8 protein-coding genes, 1 pseudogene and 1 riboswitch are annotated in these 15677 nt (G+C 67.9%); of the genes and pseudogenes, 6 read left to right on the forward strand and 3 right to left on the reverse strand.

What is annotated here, in order from left to right; genetic code table 11:
* Positions 1–6: 6 nt before the first annotated feature.
* A riboswitch (cobalamin riboswitch) is annotated at positions 7–223 on the reverse strand.
* A 180-nt stretch (positions 224–403) separates the two neighbouring features.
* Positions 404–3253 carry a response regulator gene (locus tag QRN34_RS05405; RefSeq protein WP_285402696.1) on the forward strand — a complete coding sequence of 950 codons (2850 nt, stop codon included), beginning with the start codon at positions 404–406 and terminating at the stop codon, positions 3251–3253.
* Between the two features lie 63 nt (positions 3254–3316).
* On the opposite strand, the gene QRN34_RS05410 is transcribed toward QRN34_RS05405, so the two are convergent.
* Complete coding sequence (locus tag QRN34_RS05410; protein ID WP_285402698.1) at positions 3317–4222, reverse strand: SDR family oxidoreductase; 906 nt, start codon at positions 4220–4222, stop codon at positions 3317–3319.
* A 134-nt stretch (positions 4223–4356) separates the two neighbouring features.
* Here QRN34_RS05410 and QRN34_RS05415 point away from each other — a divergent pair, with 134 nt between their 5' ends.
* The 4 genes and pseudogenes from QRN34_RS05415 (at position 4357) to QRN34_RS05430 (ending at position 12984) form a co-directional block, all read left to right on the forward strand.
* Positions 4357–6915, forward strand: coding sequence for an alpha-L-rhamnosidase (locus QRN34_RS05415; RefSeq protein ID WP_285402700.1), 2559 nt, complete (start codon positions 4357–4359; stop codon positions 6913–6915).
* 96 nt (positions 6916–7011) lie between these two features.
* On the forward strand, positions 7012–8685 hold the full coding sequence (locus QRN34_RS05420; RefSeq protein WP_285402702.1) for a methyl-accepting chemotaxis protein: 1674 nt from the start codon (positions 7012–7014) through the stop codon (positions 8683–8685).
* Between the two features lie 66 nt (positions 8686–8751).
* Positions 8752–10424, forward strand: a pseudogene (locus tag QRN34_RS05425) (AMP-binding protein).
* Between the two features lie 100 nt (positions 10425–10524).
* Positions 10525–12984 carry a membrane-bound PQQ-dependent dehydrogenase, glucose/quinate/shikimate family gene (locus QRN34_RS05430; RefSeq protein WP_285402704.1) on the forward strand — a complete coding sequence of 820 codons (2460 nt, stop codon included), beginning with the start codon at positions 10525–10527 and terminating at the stop codon, positions 12982–12984.
* 53 nt (positions 12985–13037) lie between these two features.
* On the opposite strand, the gene QRN34_RS05435 is transcribed toward QRN34_RS05430, so the two are convergent.
* Positions 13038–14258 (reverse strand): MFS transporter, encoded by a 1221-nt coding sequence (locus QRN34_RS05435; protein WP_285402706.1) that lies wholly within the window; start codon positions 14256–14258, stop codon positions 13038–13040.
* A gap of 70 nt (positions 14259–14328) precedes the next feature.
* Between QRN34_RS05435 and QRN34_RS05440 the strand changes: the two genes are divergently transcribed.
* Positions 14329–15117 (forward strand): helix-turn-helix transcriptional regulator, encoded by a 789-nt coding sequence (locus QRN34_RS05440; protein ID WP_285402708.1) that lies wholly within the window; start codon positions 14329–14331, stop codon positions 15115–15117.
* 13 nt (positions 15118–15130) lie between these two features.
* Here QRN34_RS05440 and QRN34_RS05445 read toward each other — a convergent pair whose 3' ends face one another.
* Complete coding sequence (locus QRN34_RS05445) at positions 15131–15646, reverse strand: gluconokinase (RefSeq protein ID WP_036139204.1); 516 nt, start codon at positions 15644–15646, stop codon at positions 15131–15133.
* Positions 15647–15677 lie beyond the last annotated feature (31 nt).

Here is a 15677-nt window from a genome sequence, read left to right on the forward strand (position 1 = left end):
ACGCCTGGCGGGGCGACAGCTGTTGGCAGGTCTTCGGACTTCGTGGACGGGGACGCCTTTCGGGTCCGGCCTAGCCGTCGCTTCCCAATCCCAGGGGGACCAGTGCGTGTGACGGGTTCGTTTCCACTTACCGCTGCGGGGCAGTTCCGGATTTACACCGGATTCCCTATTAAGTCCGACGGGCAGTCGCGCCTCTTCGGACACCAACGGGACACACCATATAGCTGGTCCCCGGTACCGTCAACACAAGATGTAGGGTAAATGCGCTATGTGCTTGATCCGCCGGGAGTCATTTTTTTGCAACCCCCCGCGGGCCGATTTCCGCAGCGCGACATGACCGTTTCGTGAAGATGGCCTACACAAAGTGCAGGGCTTCGAACCTTTAACATCTGCGATCCGCCCCATGACCGCTCGCTCGATGCCATCTACGTTCGCGTTGCAGGAACACGCCCTGGTCACCCATGCGTTCGACGCACTGCCGTTCGGCTTCACGGCCGTGTCGGCGACAGGGGAACTCCTTTACGCCAATGCCTGGATGACCGCACGGCTTCGTGACGGGGCGGGGCAGGGCTTCCTGAACTGGTGGACGGACGACAGCCGGTCCCGCCTGACCGCCCTGCTGGCGGCTGGCGGTATCGAGGGGGTCCGCGATATCGGGCTGACGGCCGCGGACGGCACGGCGTGGCGGGTGTCCGTCGAGCCATGGCGGCGCCCGGTGGACGGCGAGCCCGTGTTCATGGTCGGCGTCTATCCGACCGTGGAGACGCCAGGGGATGCCGGCGGTGCCGAAGAGCGCCGCCTGGCCCTGATCGAGGTCAGCAACCTGCTGCGCGACCTGGAAGACCCGACGGACATCGCCTATCGGGTGGCCGAGGTGCTCGGCCGCACGCTACGGGTCAGCCGTGCCGGTTACGGCACGGTCGATACGGTGGCGGAAACCATCACCGTCGAACGCGACTGGAACGCCCCGGGCATCCAGACGATCGCCGGCGTGCTGAACTTCCGCGATTACGGCTCGTACATCGACGACATCAAGGCCGGGCGCACCGCCCTGGTTACCGATGCCTACCAGGACCCGCGTACCGTGAATACCGCGGATGCCCTGGCAGGCATCAGCGCCGTCGCCTTCATCAACATGCCGGTGACCGAGCGCGGTGGGGTGGTGGCGTTGCTGTACCTCAACCACGCCGACCCGCGTGAGTGGCTGGAGGAAGAGATCGCCTTCGTCCGCGAGGTAGGCAACCGCACCCGCGTCGCCGTCGAGCGGCGCCGTGCCGAGGGTGAACTGCAACAGCTGGCCCTGAGCCTGGAACGGCAGGTGGCGGAGCGTACTTCCGAGCGCGACCGTATCTGGCGCCTGTCCAGCGACATCCTGCTGGTTGCCGATGCGGACACGCGCCTGCTGTCGGTCAACCCGGCGTGGACGGCGATTCTCGGCTGGAGCGAGCGCGAGACCCTGGGCCGTTCGTACCTGGATTTCGTGCATCCGGAGGATACCGAACGCATGGGCGAGGAAACCGGGCAACTGGCCGACGGCGTGGCCACGCTGCGCTTCGAGAATCGCTATCGCACGGCCGACGGCGGCTTTCGCCAGCTGTCGTGGCGGGCGGTGCCCAGCGACGGCATGATCTTCGCCGTGGCCCGCGACGTCACGACCGAGCGCGCGCGCGACGCGGAACTGGATGCCGCCCAGGAGCAACTGCGCCAGGCGCAGAAGATGGATGCGATCGGCAACCTCACCGGTGGCGTCGCCCACGATTTCAACAACCTGCTGCAGGTGATCAGCGGCAACCTTCAATTGCTCGGCACCGACGTGTCGGGCAATGAACGCGCCGAGCGACGCGTGGCCAATGCCATGGCGGGCGTCACCCGCGGCTCGAAGCTGGCCGCCCAGCTGCTCGCCTTCGGTCGTCGCCAGCCGCTGGCGCCCAAGGTCGTCAACATCGGCCGCTTCGTGCGCGACATGGACGAACTGCTGCGCCGGGCGCTGGGCGAGGCGATCGAGGTGGAGACCGTGATCGCCGGGGGCCTGTGGAACACGCTGGTCGATCCGTCCAACGTCGAGAACGCGCTGCTCAACCTGGCGATCAATGCGCGCGACGCGATGGACGGCCAGGGCAAGCTCACGGTCGAGGCCGGCAACGCGTTGCTGGACGACAGCTACGCCAAGACCCACGGCGACCTTCGTCCGGGGCAATACGTGATGCTTGCGGTGACCGATACCGGCAGCGGCATGCCGGCCCACATCCTCGACAAGGTGTTCGATCCTTTCTTCACCACCAAGCCGGAAGGTCGCGGCACGGGACTGGGACTGTCGATGGTCTACGGCTTCGTCAAGCAGTCCGGTGGTCATATCAAGATGTACAGCGAGCCGGGCGAGGGCACCACGGTGAAGATCTACCTGCCCCGGTCGATGCAGAGCGAGGATCGCATCGTGGCGATTGAAGAAGAAGCCATCCGTGGCGGTGACGAGACCATCCTCGTGGCCGAGGACGATGAAGCCGTGCGCGAAACGGTGGTGGGCATGCTCGCCGAACTCGGCTACCGCGTGCTCAAGGCACGTGACGCCGAAAGCGCGCTGTCGATCGTCGAAAGCGGCATCGCCATCGATCTGCTGTTCACCGACGTGGTGATGCCGGGCCCATTGCGCAGCCCCGAACTGGCGCGCAAGGCGGCCGAGCGCCAGCCCGGCATCGCCGTGCTGTTTACCTCCGGCTACACGGAAAACGCCATCGTGCATGGCGGTCGCCTGGACGAAGGGGTCGAACTGCTCAGCAAGCCGTACACGCGCGAGCAACTGGCCCGTCGTGTCCGGCAGGTGCTGGGCTCGCGCGTGCCGCGTACCATCGCCGAAGTGGCCACGGCCCCGTCGGCGCCGGCACCGGTCACGCCCGTGGCGGAACCGTTGCGTGTTCTGGTACTGGAAGACGACGCACTCATCCGCATGTCCATCACCGAGATGCTGGAAAGCCGTGGGCACACGGCCTTCGAGGCAGGCGACGGCAACGAAGCCATTCGCCTGCACGGCGCCGAGGCCATCGACGTGCTGCTGGCCGATGTCGGCCTGCCGGGGATGAGTGGGGTGGACGTGGCGGAGCGGTTGCGCGAGACACAGCCCGACCTTCCCGTCATCTACGCCACGGGCGACCACATGGCCAACGGCGTCACACGTGACGACCACACGACGATCATCATCAAGCCGTATGGCGTGGCCGACCTGATGGACGCGCTGGGGCGCATCGCGCGCGCGTGATCCTCATCCCGTCGACAGGAGCCCGCGCGACACGCTTGTCGACGGTCGGACGCGCTTTCGGCATCAGGGCAGCATGTTGCCGCCGGTAACGCCGTAGGTTTCCCCGGTGATGAAGCTGGCTTCCTGGCTGGCAAGCAGGACGTACAGCGGCGCGCATTCCACCGGTTGGCCGGGGCGGCCCAGCGGGACGCTCTTGCCGAATTCCACCACCTTCTCCTGCGGCTGGCCGCCACTGGGTTGCAGCGGCGTCCACACGGGGCCGGGCGCCACCGCGTTCACACGGATGCCCTTCTCGGCCAGCTGCTTCGCCAGGGCCTTGGTGAAGGCGACGATGGCGGCCTTGGTGGAGGCATAGTCGAGCAGGATGTCGGAGGGCTGGTAGGCCTGGATCGAGGCCGTGTTGACGATCGCGGCACCCGGCGGCATGTGCGGCACCGCGGCCTTGGTCAGCCAGAACAAGGCGAACACGTTGGTGCGGAAGGTGGCTTCGAACGATGCGCTATCCAGCTCGTCGATGGACGGGCTGAACTGCTGGCGGCCCGCGACATTGGCCAGGATATCCAGGCCGCCCAGTTCCTTCACGCTCCGCTGGACCAGTTCCTTGCAGAACGCCTCGTCGGCGAGGTCGCCCGGTATCGCGACGACCGTGTGGCCCTCGCCCGTGAGCAGGGCGACCACTTCATCCGCATCCTTCTGCTCGGACGGCAGGTAGTTGATGACCACGCTGGCGCCTTCGCGCGCGAAGGCGATGGCGGCGGCACGGCCGATCCCCGAGTCGCCGCCTGTCACCAGCGCCTTGCGGCCCTTCAGGCGGCCGTTGCCGCGGTAGCCGGTTTCGCCATGGTCCGGCTTGGGCGACATCTCGGCGGCCAGGCCCGGTGCCGGCTGCGGCTGCCGGGAAAATTCCGGCTGCGGGTACTGCGTGCGCGGGTCGCGCATGGCATAGGGATCGTTCACGGCATCGGCCATGGTGGTGTCCTCGTGGGGCGTAGGGAGACCACGAGGTTTACGGACCGAAACGTCCATGTGCCGTCCATGGGGTGTCAGTTCGCTTTTCCCTTTCCGCGATATGCTCACCGGTCGTCGCCACCGAGGCCTGTCCCTTGCACGCACTTCGCCGGCTCGTCCTCGCCCTCGCCCTGTCCTGCGTCGCGCCGATCGTCAGGGCGGCGATCACGGTGCACACGCCACGGGTCGAGCGCGCCGACACACCCGCTTACGTGGACGTGCCCAAGCCGCGCTTCGGCTGGATCATCGACAGCGACCGGCAGGGCACCGTGCAGACAGGCTATCGTCTCGTGGTGAGCCACGCGAGCGGGGTGGTGTGGGACAGCGGCCTGGTGCATTCGCCGGTCTCGTTCGACATCGATTACGCCGGTCCGACGCTGGTGCCGGGCGAGCGCTACGAGTGGCATGCCGAGGTCCACACCACGGACGGCGACGGTCGCGTGGCCTCGCATTTCGACACGGCGCTGGACGCACGCGGATGGCACGGTGCCCGTTGGATCGGCAAGGCCGATGCGGACAGCCTGCCCGCGCCGCTGTTGCGGCGCGCGTTCCATGTGGACGCCGAGGTGGCACGTGCCACGCTGTATGTCGCCGCGGGCGGTTACGCCGATCTTTCCATCGACGGCCGCCCCGTGAGCGACGCCGTGCTGTCGCCGGGTTTCACCGATTACGACAAGCGGGTGGAAGTGGTGGCCACCGATGTGCCGCTGGCACCGGGCGACCACGTGCTGGGCGCCGAGCTTGGCCGGGGCTTCTACGGCATGACCAACCCGAACGTGTGGCATTGGGAAAAGGCGCCCTGGCACGGCCAGCCTCGTCTCCGCGCGCTGCTGCGTATCCGCTATGCCGACGGCCGGCGGCAGGACATCGTCAGCGATCGTGGCTGGCGGTTGGCGGACGGGCCCACGCGGCTCGACGACCTGTACGGCGGCGAGACGTTCGATGCGCGTGCCGCGACGCCGGCGACTTGGCAAGCGGCAAGCGAACTGCCTGCACCGAAAGGCCGGCTGGTCGCGCAGACGGAGCAACCGATCCGTGCGGCTGCCACGCTGAAGGCAACCGCCGTGACCGAGCCGCGACCGGGCACGTACGTGTTCGCCTTTCCCCGCGTCATCGCCGGGTGGGCCACGTTCGATGTCAGTGGGCCCGCGGGCACCACGATAGTCGCGCATTATGGCGAGAAGCTGATGCCCGACGGCACCGTGGACGCGCGCGACGAGCACCACTATTTCCAACGGGGGTTCCAGACCGACCGGCTGGTGCTGGCGGGTACGCGGACCCGCTGGCATCCGCGCTTCTCATACAAGGGCTTCCGCTACGTGCAGGTGGATGGATGGCCGGACGCCAGGCCATCGGTCGATGCGGTCACGGCACAGGTCGTTCACACCGACGTCGCCGAGACGAGTCGTTTCGACAGCAGCGATGCCCTGCTCGACTGGATCCATCGCGCAGTCGTGGACACCCTGCTCAACAACCTGCACGGCATTCCCACCGATACGCCGATGTACGAGAAGAACGGCTGGACCGGCGATGGCATGCTCGGTGCGGACATGTTCCTGCGCAACCTCGATATCGACCGCCTGCTGGCCAAATGGGTGCGTGACATCGCCGACACGCGCGGCGCGGACGGCGCGCCGTGGCTGATCGCGCCCAATCCGGGATGGGGCCATGTGCGCGCGCCCACCTGGCACGCGGCCTATGTGTTCGTGCCCTGGTCTTTGTGGATGTATGCGGGCGATCGCCGCCCGATCGACGAGCACCTTGACGGTATGGCGCGCTACGTGGCCATGGAGGACGCGCGCTCCCCCGGCGGCATAGCCGATACGGAACTGGGCGACTGGGTCAGCCCCGACACCGACCCCGGCGGCGAAAACGCGCCGGAGGACAAGCGCATCGCCGCCACCGCGTACCTGTACGGCATGGAGCGAACCGTGGCCCGGATGTATCGCCTGCTGGACGAGCCGGTCGCGGCCGAGGCGTTCGAGACCAGGGCGACGCGAGTGCGTGAAGCGTTCAACACCCGCTTCCTCGATCGGGCTGCCGGCCGGTACCGTGGCGAGGGCGATCGTGGCTATCGCCAGGCCCACAACCTGCTTGCGCTGTGGTTCGACCTGGTCCCGGACGACCTGCGCGATCGCGTCGCGGCGGGCATCGCGGGCGACGCGAAAGCGCGCGGCGACCACCTCGACACCGGGGCATTGGCGACCAAGGCGATCCTCCCCGTGCTGACGGCCAGCGGGCACGCCGACGAGGCCTGGCGGATCGCTACCCAGACCACCTTCCCGAGCTGGGGTTTCTGGCGCGCCAACGGAGCCACGAGCCTGTGGGAACACTGGAAGCCGGCGTCGCGCTCACGCGGCCACTATTTCCTGGGCACCGTAGACGACTGGCTATTCGGCGACGTGGCCGGCCTGCGCCCGCTGGCCCCCGGCTGGCGCCGCATCGGTGTGCGGCCGGCGCTCACGGCGTGGCTGCCGCACGCCTCGGCGTCGGTCATGACCCCCTACGGCGAGGCTTCGGTAGCCTGGCGCAAGGAAGGCGGCACGCTGATCGTGGACGTGCGCGTGCCCGTCGGTGCCGAAGCCGTGGTGGCCTTGCCCGGGCGTCCGGACGTGGTGCTCGGTTCGGGACGGCATCGCGTCGTTGCGCCCTGACCGAGCTGCGCGGCAAGGCGTCTTCACGTCTGCGTGGTAAAGGCTTGCCCGATCCCTGCCGATAAAGCGTAAGGGGAACAGGGGAGGTAGTCGGGGATGTCCGTCGTAAGTAGCTGGTTCAGCTGTACGCGTCTGACGACGCGCGTGTGGATGGTCATGGCCGTCGTGGTGCTGGGGTTGCTGGCCCAGTCGATCATGGCGTGTGTCGCAAGTCGGCAGGTACAGATGCGCGAGCTCCAGCAGACGCTGGAACAGCACGTGGCCGCAGCGATCTCGTTGGTCGATGCGTACCACGCGCGTGCCGAGAAGGGCGAGATGAGCGATCTCGAGGCACGGGTCGCCGCATTGCAGGATGTCGCCTCGATGCGCTGGGACGACGGCAAGGGATATATCTTCGCGTTCGACTCCACACTGGCGATGCGTATGCACCCGCTGCGCTCCGACGACGTCGGCAAGAACATCCGCGACGACGTCGACGGCAAAGGGTTCCACCATTACGAAGCCATGCTCAAGGCGGATACGGCGACGGGCCACGGGGTGACGCGCTACACGCAGGTCATGCCGAAGACCGGTGCGCTCCGCGACAAGATCAGCTTCTCGTCCTGGTACAAACCGTGGGACCTGCATTTCATTTCCGGCGCGTATTTCGACGATATCGACGCGGCCTTCGCCGCGCAGCTGAAGCGCGGCCTGTTGACGTCCGGTGTGATCGCGATGCTGGCCCTGCTGGTCGTCTGGTTGTCCATGAGCAGCATCCGTACCACCGTGGGTGGGGAACCGCGAGACGCGGTAACGATCGCCGGGCGCATCGCCGGCGGCGACCTGCGCGCGAACGCCGTCGCCTTCGCGCCCACCAGCCTGCTGGGCGCGCTGGAGCGCATGCGCGGCACCCTGGCCTCCATCGTGACCGAGGTCCAGCAGGGTGCGCACGTGGTCTCCATCACCTCGGGCGAGATAGCACGTGGCAACGACGACCTGTCGCAGCGCACGCAGGAGCAGGCGTCCAGCCTTGAGGAAACGGCAGCGTCCATGGAACAGATGACCGCGACCGTGAAGCAGAACGCCGAGAATGCGGCGGCGGCCGATCGCCTTTCCCGTCAGGCACGCGGCGAAGCGGAACGCGGTGGTGACGTGGTCGCCCAGACGAAGGAGGCGATGTCACGCATCGGCGATTCCAGCCGCCGCATCGGTGACATCGTCGGCCTGATCGACGAGATCGCCTTCCAGACCAACCTGCTGGCGCTCAACGCGGCGGTCGAAGCAGCGCGTGCGGGTGAGCAGGGACGCGGCTTCGCCGTGGTCGCCGCGGAGGTTCGTCGCCTGGCGCAGTCCAGTGCCTCGGCCGCACGCGAGATCAGAAGCCTGATCGTGGAGAGCGGGGAGCGCGTGGACGCCGGCGCCGCGCTGGTCGAGCAGTCGTCGCTGGCGCTGCGTGACATCGTGGACGGCGTGAAGAAGGTTACCGACATCGTCGCCGAGATCGCAGCGGCCAGCGCCGAGCAATCGTCGGGCGTCGACCAGGTCAACGTAGCCATTGCCCAGATCGACCAGGTAACGCAGGAAAATGCCGCCCTGGTCGAGGAAGCCGCGGCCGCCGCCAAATCCATGCAGGACCAGGCGCAGGCGCTGCGCGACCAGGTCGCATTTTTCACCGTCGATACCGGCGAACGCCGCGATGCGTCCGCGCGTACCGGGGAACGCGCCACCTACGATGCACGGTTCGGCGAGGTGGCTGCGCCCCGCGGCGATGCCTGGACGGCGTTCGCCTGATCCGTCGGGGTGCGTCGGTGTGTGGGTGGCTTATGCTGCTGCCCATGTATCGATTGGGAGACCCTTATGGCATCCACCCCCAGCTACGTCCACGGTGCCAGCGCCACGCCCCTGCTGGGCGAAACGGTGGGCGCGTTGCTCGATCGCGTCACCGCACGCTGGCCGGAGCGACCCGCGCTGGTGGTCCGCCAGCAAGGCGTGCGCTGGAGCTACCGCGAGTTCCATGACGAGGTGACCCGTGTGGCCGCCGGCCTGTTGGCGCTGGGCCTGGAGCCGGGCGAGCGCGTCGGCATCTGGGCGCCCAACCGCGCGGAGTGGGTGGTCGCCCAGTTCGCCGCGCCCAAGGCGGGCCTGGTCCTGGTGAACATCAACCCCGCCTACCGTTCGCACGAACTGGCCTATTCCCTCAACAAGGTGGGCTGCCGCGCGCTGATCCTGCCCCGGGCGTTCCGCAGTTCGCATTACCTGGAGATCCTTTCCGGGCTGGCGCCGGAGATGGCCACGGCGATACCCGGCGGGCTGCGTGCCGCGGCACTGCCCGACCTGCGCCATGTGATCCTGCTGGACGACGAGGCCGCGCCTGGGGCGCTGCGCTGGGCGGACCTGTGCGCCGACGACGCGGCGCGCGCACGGCTGGCGGCGATCGAGCCGGTGCTCGGTTTCGACGACCCGGTGAACATCCAGTTCACCTCGGGCACCACGGGGGCGCCCAAGGGCGCCACGCTGACCCACCACAACATCGTCAACAACGGCTTCTTCATCGGCGAGGCCATGCGCCTTACCGAGGCGGACCGCCTGTGCATCCCGGTGCCCTTCTACCACTGCTTCGGCATGGTGCTGGGCAACCTGGCCTGCGTGACCCACGGTGCCTGCATGGTCATACCGGGCGAGGGCTTCGATGCGCTGGTCACCTTGCAGACGGTGGCCGAGGAGCGCTGCACCGGCCTGCACGGCGTGCCCACGATGTTCATCGCCGAACTGGAACACCCGCGTTTCCACGAGTTCGACCTGGGCACGCTGCGCACCGGCATCATGGCCGGTTCGCCGTGTCCCATCGAGGTGATGCGCCGCGTGGTGCGCGAGATGCACATGAGCGAGGTGACCATCGCCTACGGCATGACCGAGACCAGTCCGGTCAGCTTCCAGACGACGCCCGACGACCCGCTGGACGTACGCGTGGCGACCGTGGGTCGCGTGCATCCGCATGTGGAAGTGAAGATCGTCGACGAGCAGGGCGGGGTGGTGCCCCGAGGCACCACCGGCGAGCTGCTGACGCGCGGCTATTCGGTGATGCGCGGCTACTGGGGCGACGACGGCGCCAGCCGGGCGGCCCTCGACGACGCGCGCTGGATGCACACCGGCGACCTGGCGATGCTGGACGAGGAGGGCTACTGCACCATCGTCGGGCGGCTGAAGGACATGATCATCCGCGGTGGGGAGAACATCTACCCGCGCGAGATCGAGGAATTCCTCTACGGCCACCCGATATCCAGGATGTGCAGGTGTTCGGCGTGCCCGACGCGCGGCTGGGCGAACAGGTGTGCGCCTGGATTCGCCTGCGCGACGGCTCGCCGGCCACGGCCGCCTCGGTGCAGGATTTCTGCCGCAAGCACCTGGCGTACTTCAAGGTGCCGCACCACGTGCGCTTCGTCGATGCCTTCCCCATGACGGTGACCGGCAAGGTTCAGAAATACCTCATGCGAGAGGCCATGATCGCCGAACTGGCGGCGAGCGCCTAGTTCGGGCGGCCCGCGGCCCGTCCTGCCTCCACCTTGGATTCACGGCCGCTGCACGACCCTAGGGGTTGGGGGAGGACCCACGCCAATTGAGTGAGTTCGGATGAATCGAGTCAGGAGATACCACCCGGCGACGCTGTTCAGCGCGCTGGTCTTTGCCCTCTGGGGCACCGTCATGCTGTTGGGCGGCATCCGACTCTTCGGTGAGGGCGGCTCTGTCTATTACCTCGCATCCGGTGCGGTCACTCTGCTCGTGGCGGCCCTGCTACTTTTCCGCGTGCGCCTCGCCGTGCCGATCTACGCGCTGTTGCTGATCGCGACCACGGGCTGGGCCGTGTGGGAAGTGCGCTGGGACTTCTGGCAGCTGCTGCCCCGCCTGGATGTCTGGTTCGCGCTCGGCCTCTGGCTGCTGCTGCCCTGGCCGCGTCGCGGGCTGGGCCGTGAGCGCTTCGACGGCCGTTCGCGCGGCACCGGCGGCGGCTTCCTCTTCGTATCGCTGCTTATCGCGACCGTCGTCGGCATCGTCGGCGCGGTGCACGTATCGAACGACATGCCGGGCGAACTGCCCATGGCCGATGTGTCCGGACCGCAGGGCGACCGTGCCGCGCGGCCGGACGGCGACTGGACCGATTACGGCGGCTCGCCCTACGGCCAGCGCTATTCGCCGCTGACCCAGATCACCCCCGACAATGTCGGCCAGCTGCAGGTCGCCTGGAAAATCCAGACCGGCGATCGTCCGGGCCCGGACGATCCGACCGAGACGACCTCCGAGAACACCCCGCTGAAGATCGGCGACACCGTGTACCTGTGCACGCCGCACAGCAAGGTGATCGCGGTGAACGCCGCCACCGGTGAAAAACGCTGGGAATTCGATCCGAAGATCCAGAGCCCGGTCGGCTTCAAGCACTGGGAACACATGACCTGCCGTGGCGTGTCCTACCACGACGACGCCCGCTATGCGGCGGCCGTGATCCCGGCCCCGGCCACCACGGCGGCCGGCGTCCCGGCGGTTGCGTCGACGGCGCCGCTGCCCCCGTCGGCCATCGCCACCGCCACCTGCCCCCGCCGCCTGTTCCTGCCCACCGCCGATGCCCGCCTTATCGCGCTGAATGCGGACAACGGCCAGCCCTGCGGCGACTTCGGCCAGGGTGGCACGGTCAACCTGCGCGCCAACGTTGGCCCGTTCACCCCGGGTGGCTATTACTCCACGTCGCCGCCGGCGGTCACGAAGGACCTGGTCATCATCGGTGGCCATGTCACCGATAACGAATCGACCAACGAGCCGTCCGGGGTGATCCGTGCCTTCGACGTGCATGATGGCCACCTGGTCTGGAACTGGGACCCGGGCAAGCCGGACGACACCACGCCGATCGGTCCGGATGGCGTCTACACACGTAACTCGCCCAACGTCTGGTCGCTCTTCAGCGTCGATGAAGCCCTGGGCATCGTGTACCTGCCGATGGGCAACCAGACGCCCGACCAGTTCGGTGGCGGTCGTACGCCTACGTCGGAAAAATACGGTGCGGGGCTTGTCGCCCTCGATGTCGCCACGGGCAAGGTGAAGTGGAACTACCAGTTCACTCACCACGACCTCTGGGACATGGACGTCGGCGGCCAGCCGACCCTCGTCGACCTGCAGACGGCCGATGGCATGAAGCCGGCCGTGGTCGCCTCGACCAAGCAGGGCAGCATCTACGTGCTCGACCGCCGCGACGGCACGCCGATCGTGCCGATCCAGGAAGTGCCGCGTCCGCAGGGTGCGGTGCCGGGCGACCACACCGCGGCGACCCAGCCGCTGTCCGACCTCAACTTCGCTCCACCGCAGGTGCGCGAGCAGGACATGTGGGGTACCACCCCGCTGGACCAACTCTGGTGCCGCGTGCGCTTCCGCTCGCTGCGCTACGAGGGCATGTTCACGCCGCCGTCGTTGCAGGGCTCGCTGGTGTTCCCGGGTAACTTCGGCGTGTTCGACTGGGGCGGCGTGTCCGTCGACCCGACGCGACAGCTGATGTTGATCAATCCCAGCTACATGGCATTCCAGTCCAAGCTGATTCCCAAGGAAGAACTGGCCAAGATGGAAGTGGGTCCCGCCAAGAGCGAGACCGAGGGCGTCAAGCAGGCCAAGGGCATTCCCTACGGCATCGAACTGTCGCCGTTCCTCTCGCCGCTGGGCATCCCCTGCCAGGCGCCGCCGTGGGGCTATGTGGCGGGCGTGGACCTGCGCAGCGGCAAGATGATGTGGCGGCACAAGAACGGCACCATCGTCGACAGCGCGCCGCTGCCGATCCCCATGCCGCTGGGCGTGCCCAGCCTGGGCGGCATGGTGACCACCGCCGGTGGCGTCACCTTCCTCAGCGGCACGCTGGATTACTACGTGCGCGGCTACGACGTGCGCACCGGCAAGAAGCTGTGGGAGTCGCGCCTGCCCGCCGGTGGCCAGGCCACGCCGATGACCTATGCCGACAGCAGCGGTCGCCAGTACCTGCTGGTGGTCGCCGGCGGTCACGGTTCGCTCGGTACGAAGCAGGGCGATTGGGTCATCGCCTACGCGCTGCCCAAGTAACCCCGTGTCGATGCATCGGCCGCTATCTGTTCGATAGCGACCGGTGCATCGCCTCACGCCGTGGTGGCGCTCGCTTTCCGCGGGTCCGGCAGGAAGGCCGCCAGCAGGCCGATCAGCGGCAGGAACGCGCAGATCCGGTAGACCGCCTCGATGCCGACATGGTCGGCCAGTTCGCCCAGCCCGGCCGCGCCGAGGCCACCCATCCCGAACGAAAAGCCGAAGAACAGGCCGGAGATCATGCCGACCTTGCCCGGTACCAGTTCCTGCGCGAACACCACGATCGCCGGAAACGCCGACGCCAGGATCAGCCCGATCGCCACGGTGAGCGGCGCGGTCCAGAACAGGCTGGCGTGTGGCAGCAGCAGCGTGAAGGGCAGGGTGCCCAGGATGGAGAACCAGATGACCCGCTTGCGCCCGAAGCGATCGCCCAACGGGCCGCCCAGCAACGTGCCCGCCGCCACTGCAGCCATGAACACGAAGAGGTGCAGCTGCGCGTTCTGCACGGACACGTTGAAACGGTGGATCAGGTAGAAGGTGAAGTAGCTGGTCAGGCTGGCCAGGTAAACGTACTTGGAAAAGATGAGTGCCAGCAGCACGGCGATACCCCGCCGCGCATCCGCGCTACTCGCGGCGATCGATGTGGGCGTGCGCCCGCCGGCCGTCAGGCGCGACAGTCCGTGGTGCCGGTACCACTGCCCGACATTCCACAATACGACACCTGAAAGCAGGGCCAGCAGCGCGAAGAAGGCCAGGCTCGACTGACCCCAGCGCACCACGACGATCGCCGCTGCCAGGGGCCCCAGCGCCTGTCCCGCGTTGCCGCCCACCTGGAACAGCGACTGCGCCAGCCCATGGCGTCCGCCCGAGGCCATCCGGGCCACCCGCGACGACTCCGGGTGGAACACCGATGAACCCATGCCGAGCAACCCGGCACCGACGAGCAGCATCGGGTACGTGTGCGCCGCGGACAACACCAGCAGCCCGGCGAGGGAGAACAGCGTGCCACCCGGCAGTGCCATGGGTGTCGGCCGGCGGTCGGCATAGAGGCCCACCAGCGGCTGCAGGATCGAGGCGGTGATCTGGTAGGTGAGGGTGATCAGGCCGATCTGGCCGAAGTCCAGGTGGAAACCGGCCTTCAGGCCCGGATAGATGGCGGGCAGCAGCGACTGCATCATGTCGTTGAGCAGGTGGCAGAAGCTGATGGCGAAGATGACGCCGTAGACGGTCGGATCGGTGCGCGGCGAGGTCGACGCGGCACGGGCAGGCGCTTGCATGGGCGGTCCTGGGAACGGGGAAACGCCATGAGAACACGCCATCCCTGTGGCCCGCGCTAGGATATGGGTCATGGATAGTGGAGATCGGGACAATCCGCACATTCCCTATCGGGACTTCCACGACGAGGCATCGCGCCCCGTCCTGTCCCGGGGCCACGACTACCCGTCGTCGTATGAGCTGCAGGCGCATCGCCATCGGCGCGGCCAGCTGCTCTATGCCTCCACGGGCACGCTGGCTGTCACCACGCCGCAGGGCTCGTGGCTGGCCCCCTCGGAGCGTGCCGTGTGGATTCCGGCGACTACGCCCCATGCCGTCCGGATGATCGGTACGGTCAGCACGCGCAGCGTGTATGTCGACCGCGTGGTCGCCGAGCCGCTGGGTGATACGTGCCGCGTGATTGCTGTATCGCCGTTGTTGCGCGCGCTGCTGGTCGCCGCGGTGGACGTTCCCCCGGCGTACGACTTCGACGGTCGGGATGGCATGCTGATGGCACTGCTGGTGGCCGAGGTGGCGCGCGCCGCGACCATCCCGCTGGCGCTGCCCTTGCCGACCGACCGGCGACTCGCCGCACGTTGCGCGCACTTCCTGGAGCAGCCGCGCATGACGGAGAGCATCGACCACTGGGCCGCCGGGCTCGGCATGCATCGGCGCAGCTTCACCCGGCTGTTCCGTCGCGAGACGGGGATGAGTTTCGCGCAGTGGCGACAGCAGGCGTGCCTGCTGGCCGCGCTGCCCCGGCTCGGCGCAGGCGAGGCCGTGACCGCCGTGGCGCTGGACCTGGGCTACGAAAGTCCGGCGAGTTTCTCGACGATGTTCCGCCGTGCGCTCGGCAGGCCGCCGACCTTCTACCGCGCCTGAAGGCCGGGCCGGCTCATCGGCCGATGGCGCCCGCGCCGCTGTCGCATCCCGACCGGATCACGCCTTCGATGGCTTCGGCGGGCGGCAGGCCCACGTCGACCCACAGGGCTTCTTCCCGCGATGGTTCTTCCAACGTCGCCAGCTGGCTGTCCAGCAGGGTCGGATCGAAGAAGTGGCCACTGCGGTGGCCGAGGCGCTCGGCCAGCAGGGCGCGGGATGCGTGCAGGTAGACGAAGCGCACATCGCCATGCGTCCCGCGAAGGACGTCGCGATAGCGATGCTTCAGGGCCGAGCACGCCAGCACCATCGACTCGCCGCTGGCCCGGTGCTGGTCCATCGTGGCGACGATCGCTTCCAGCCACGGCTTGCGGTCGGCATCGTCGAGGGGAATGCCGCGCGCCATCTTGTCGCGATTGGCCTGCGGGTGAAGCGCGTCGGCATCGACGAACGGCTGGCCCAGCCGCATGGCCAGGCCCTCGCCGATCGTGCTCTTGCCGCTGCCGGAGACGCCCATGACGATGGTGATCATGCGGCCATGATGCCGCGGTGCCGGCTACGGA

Source organism: Luteibacter sp. ME-Dv--P-043b, from assembly GCF_030209605.1.
In the GTDB taxonomy this organism is placed as follows: Bacteria; Pseudomonadota; Gammaproteobacteria; order Xanthomonadales; family Rhodanobacteraceae; genus Luteibacter.

Coding starts and splice junctions, on each gene's coding strand:
- QRN34_RS05405 (WP_285402696.1), top strand. CDS start 404: ATGACCGCTCGCTCGATGCCATCTACGTTCGCGTTGCAGGAACACGCC.
- QRN34_RS05410 (WP_285402698.1), bottom strand. CDS start 4,222: ATGGCCGATGCCGTGAACGATCCCTATGCCATGCGCGACCCGCGCACG.
- QRN34_RS05420 (WP_285402702.1), top strand. CDS start 7,012: ATGTCCGTCGTAAGTAGCTGGTTCAGCTGTACGCGTCTGACGACGCGC.
- QRN34_RS05430 (WP_285402704.1), top strand. CDS start 10,525: ATGAATCGAGTCAGGAGATACCACCCGGCGACGCTGTTCAGCGCGCTG.
- QRN34_RS05435 (WP_285402706.1), bottom strand. CDS start 14,258: ATGCAAGCGCCTGCCCGTGCCGCGTCGACCTCGCCGCGCACCGATCCG.
- QRN34_RS05440 (WP_285402708.1), top strand. CDS start 14,329: ATGGATAGTGGAGATCGGGACAATCCGCACATTCCCTATCGGGACTTC.
- QRN34_RS05445 (WP_036139204.1), bottom strand. CDS start 15,646: ATGATCACCATCGTCATGGGCGTCTCCGGCAGCGGCAAGAGCACGATC.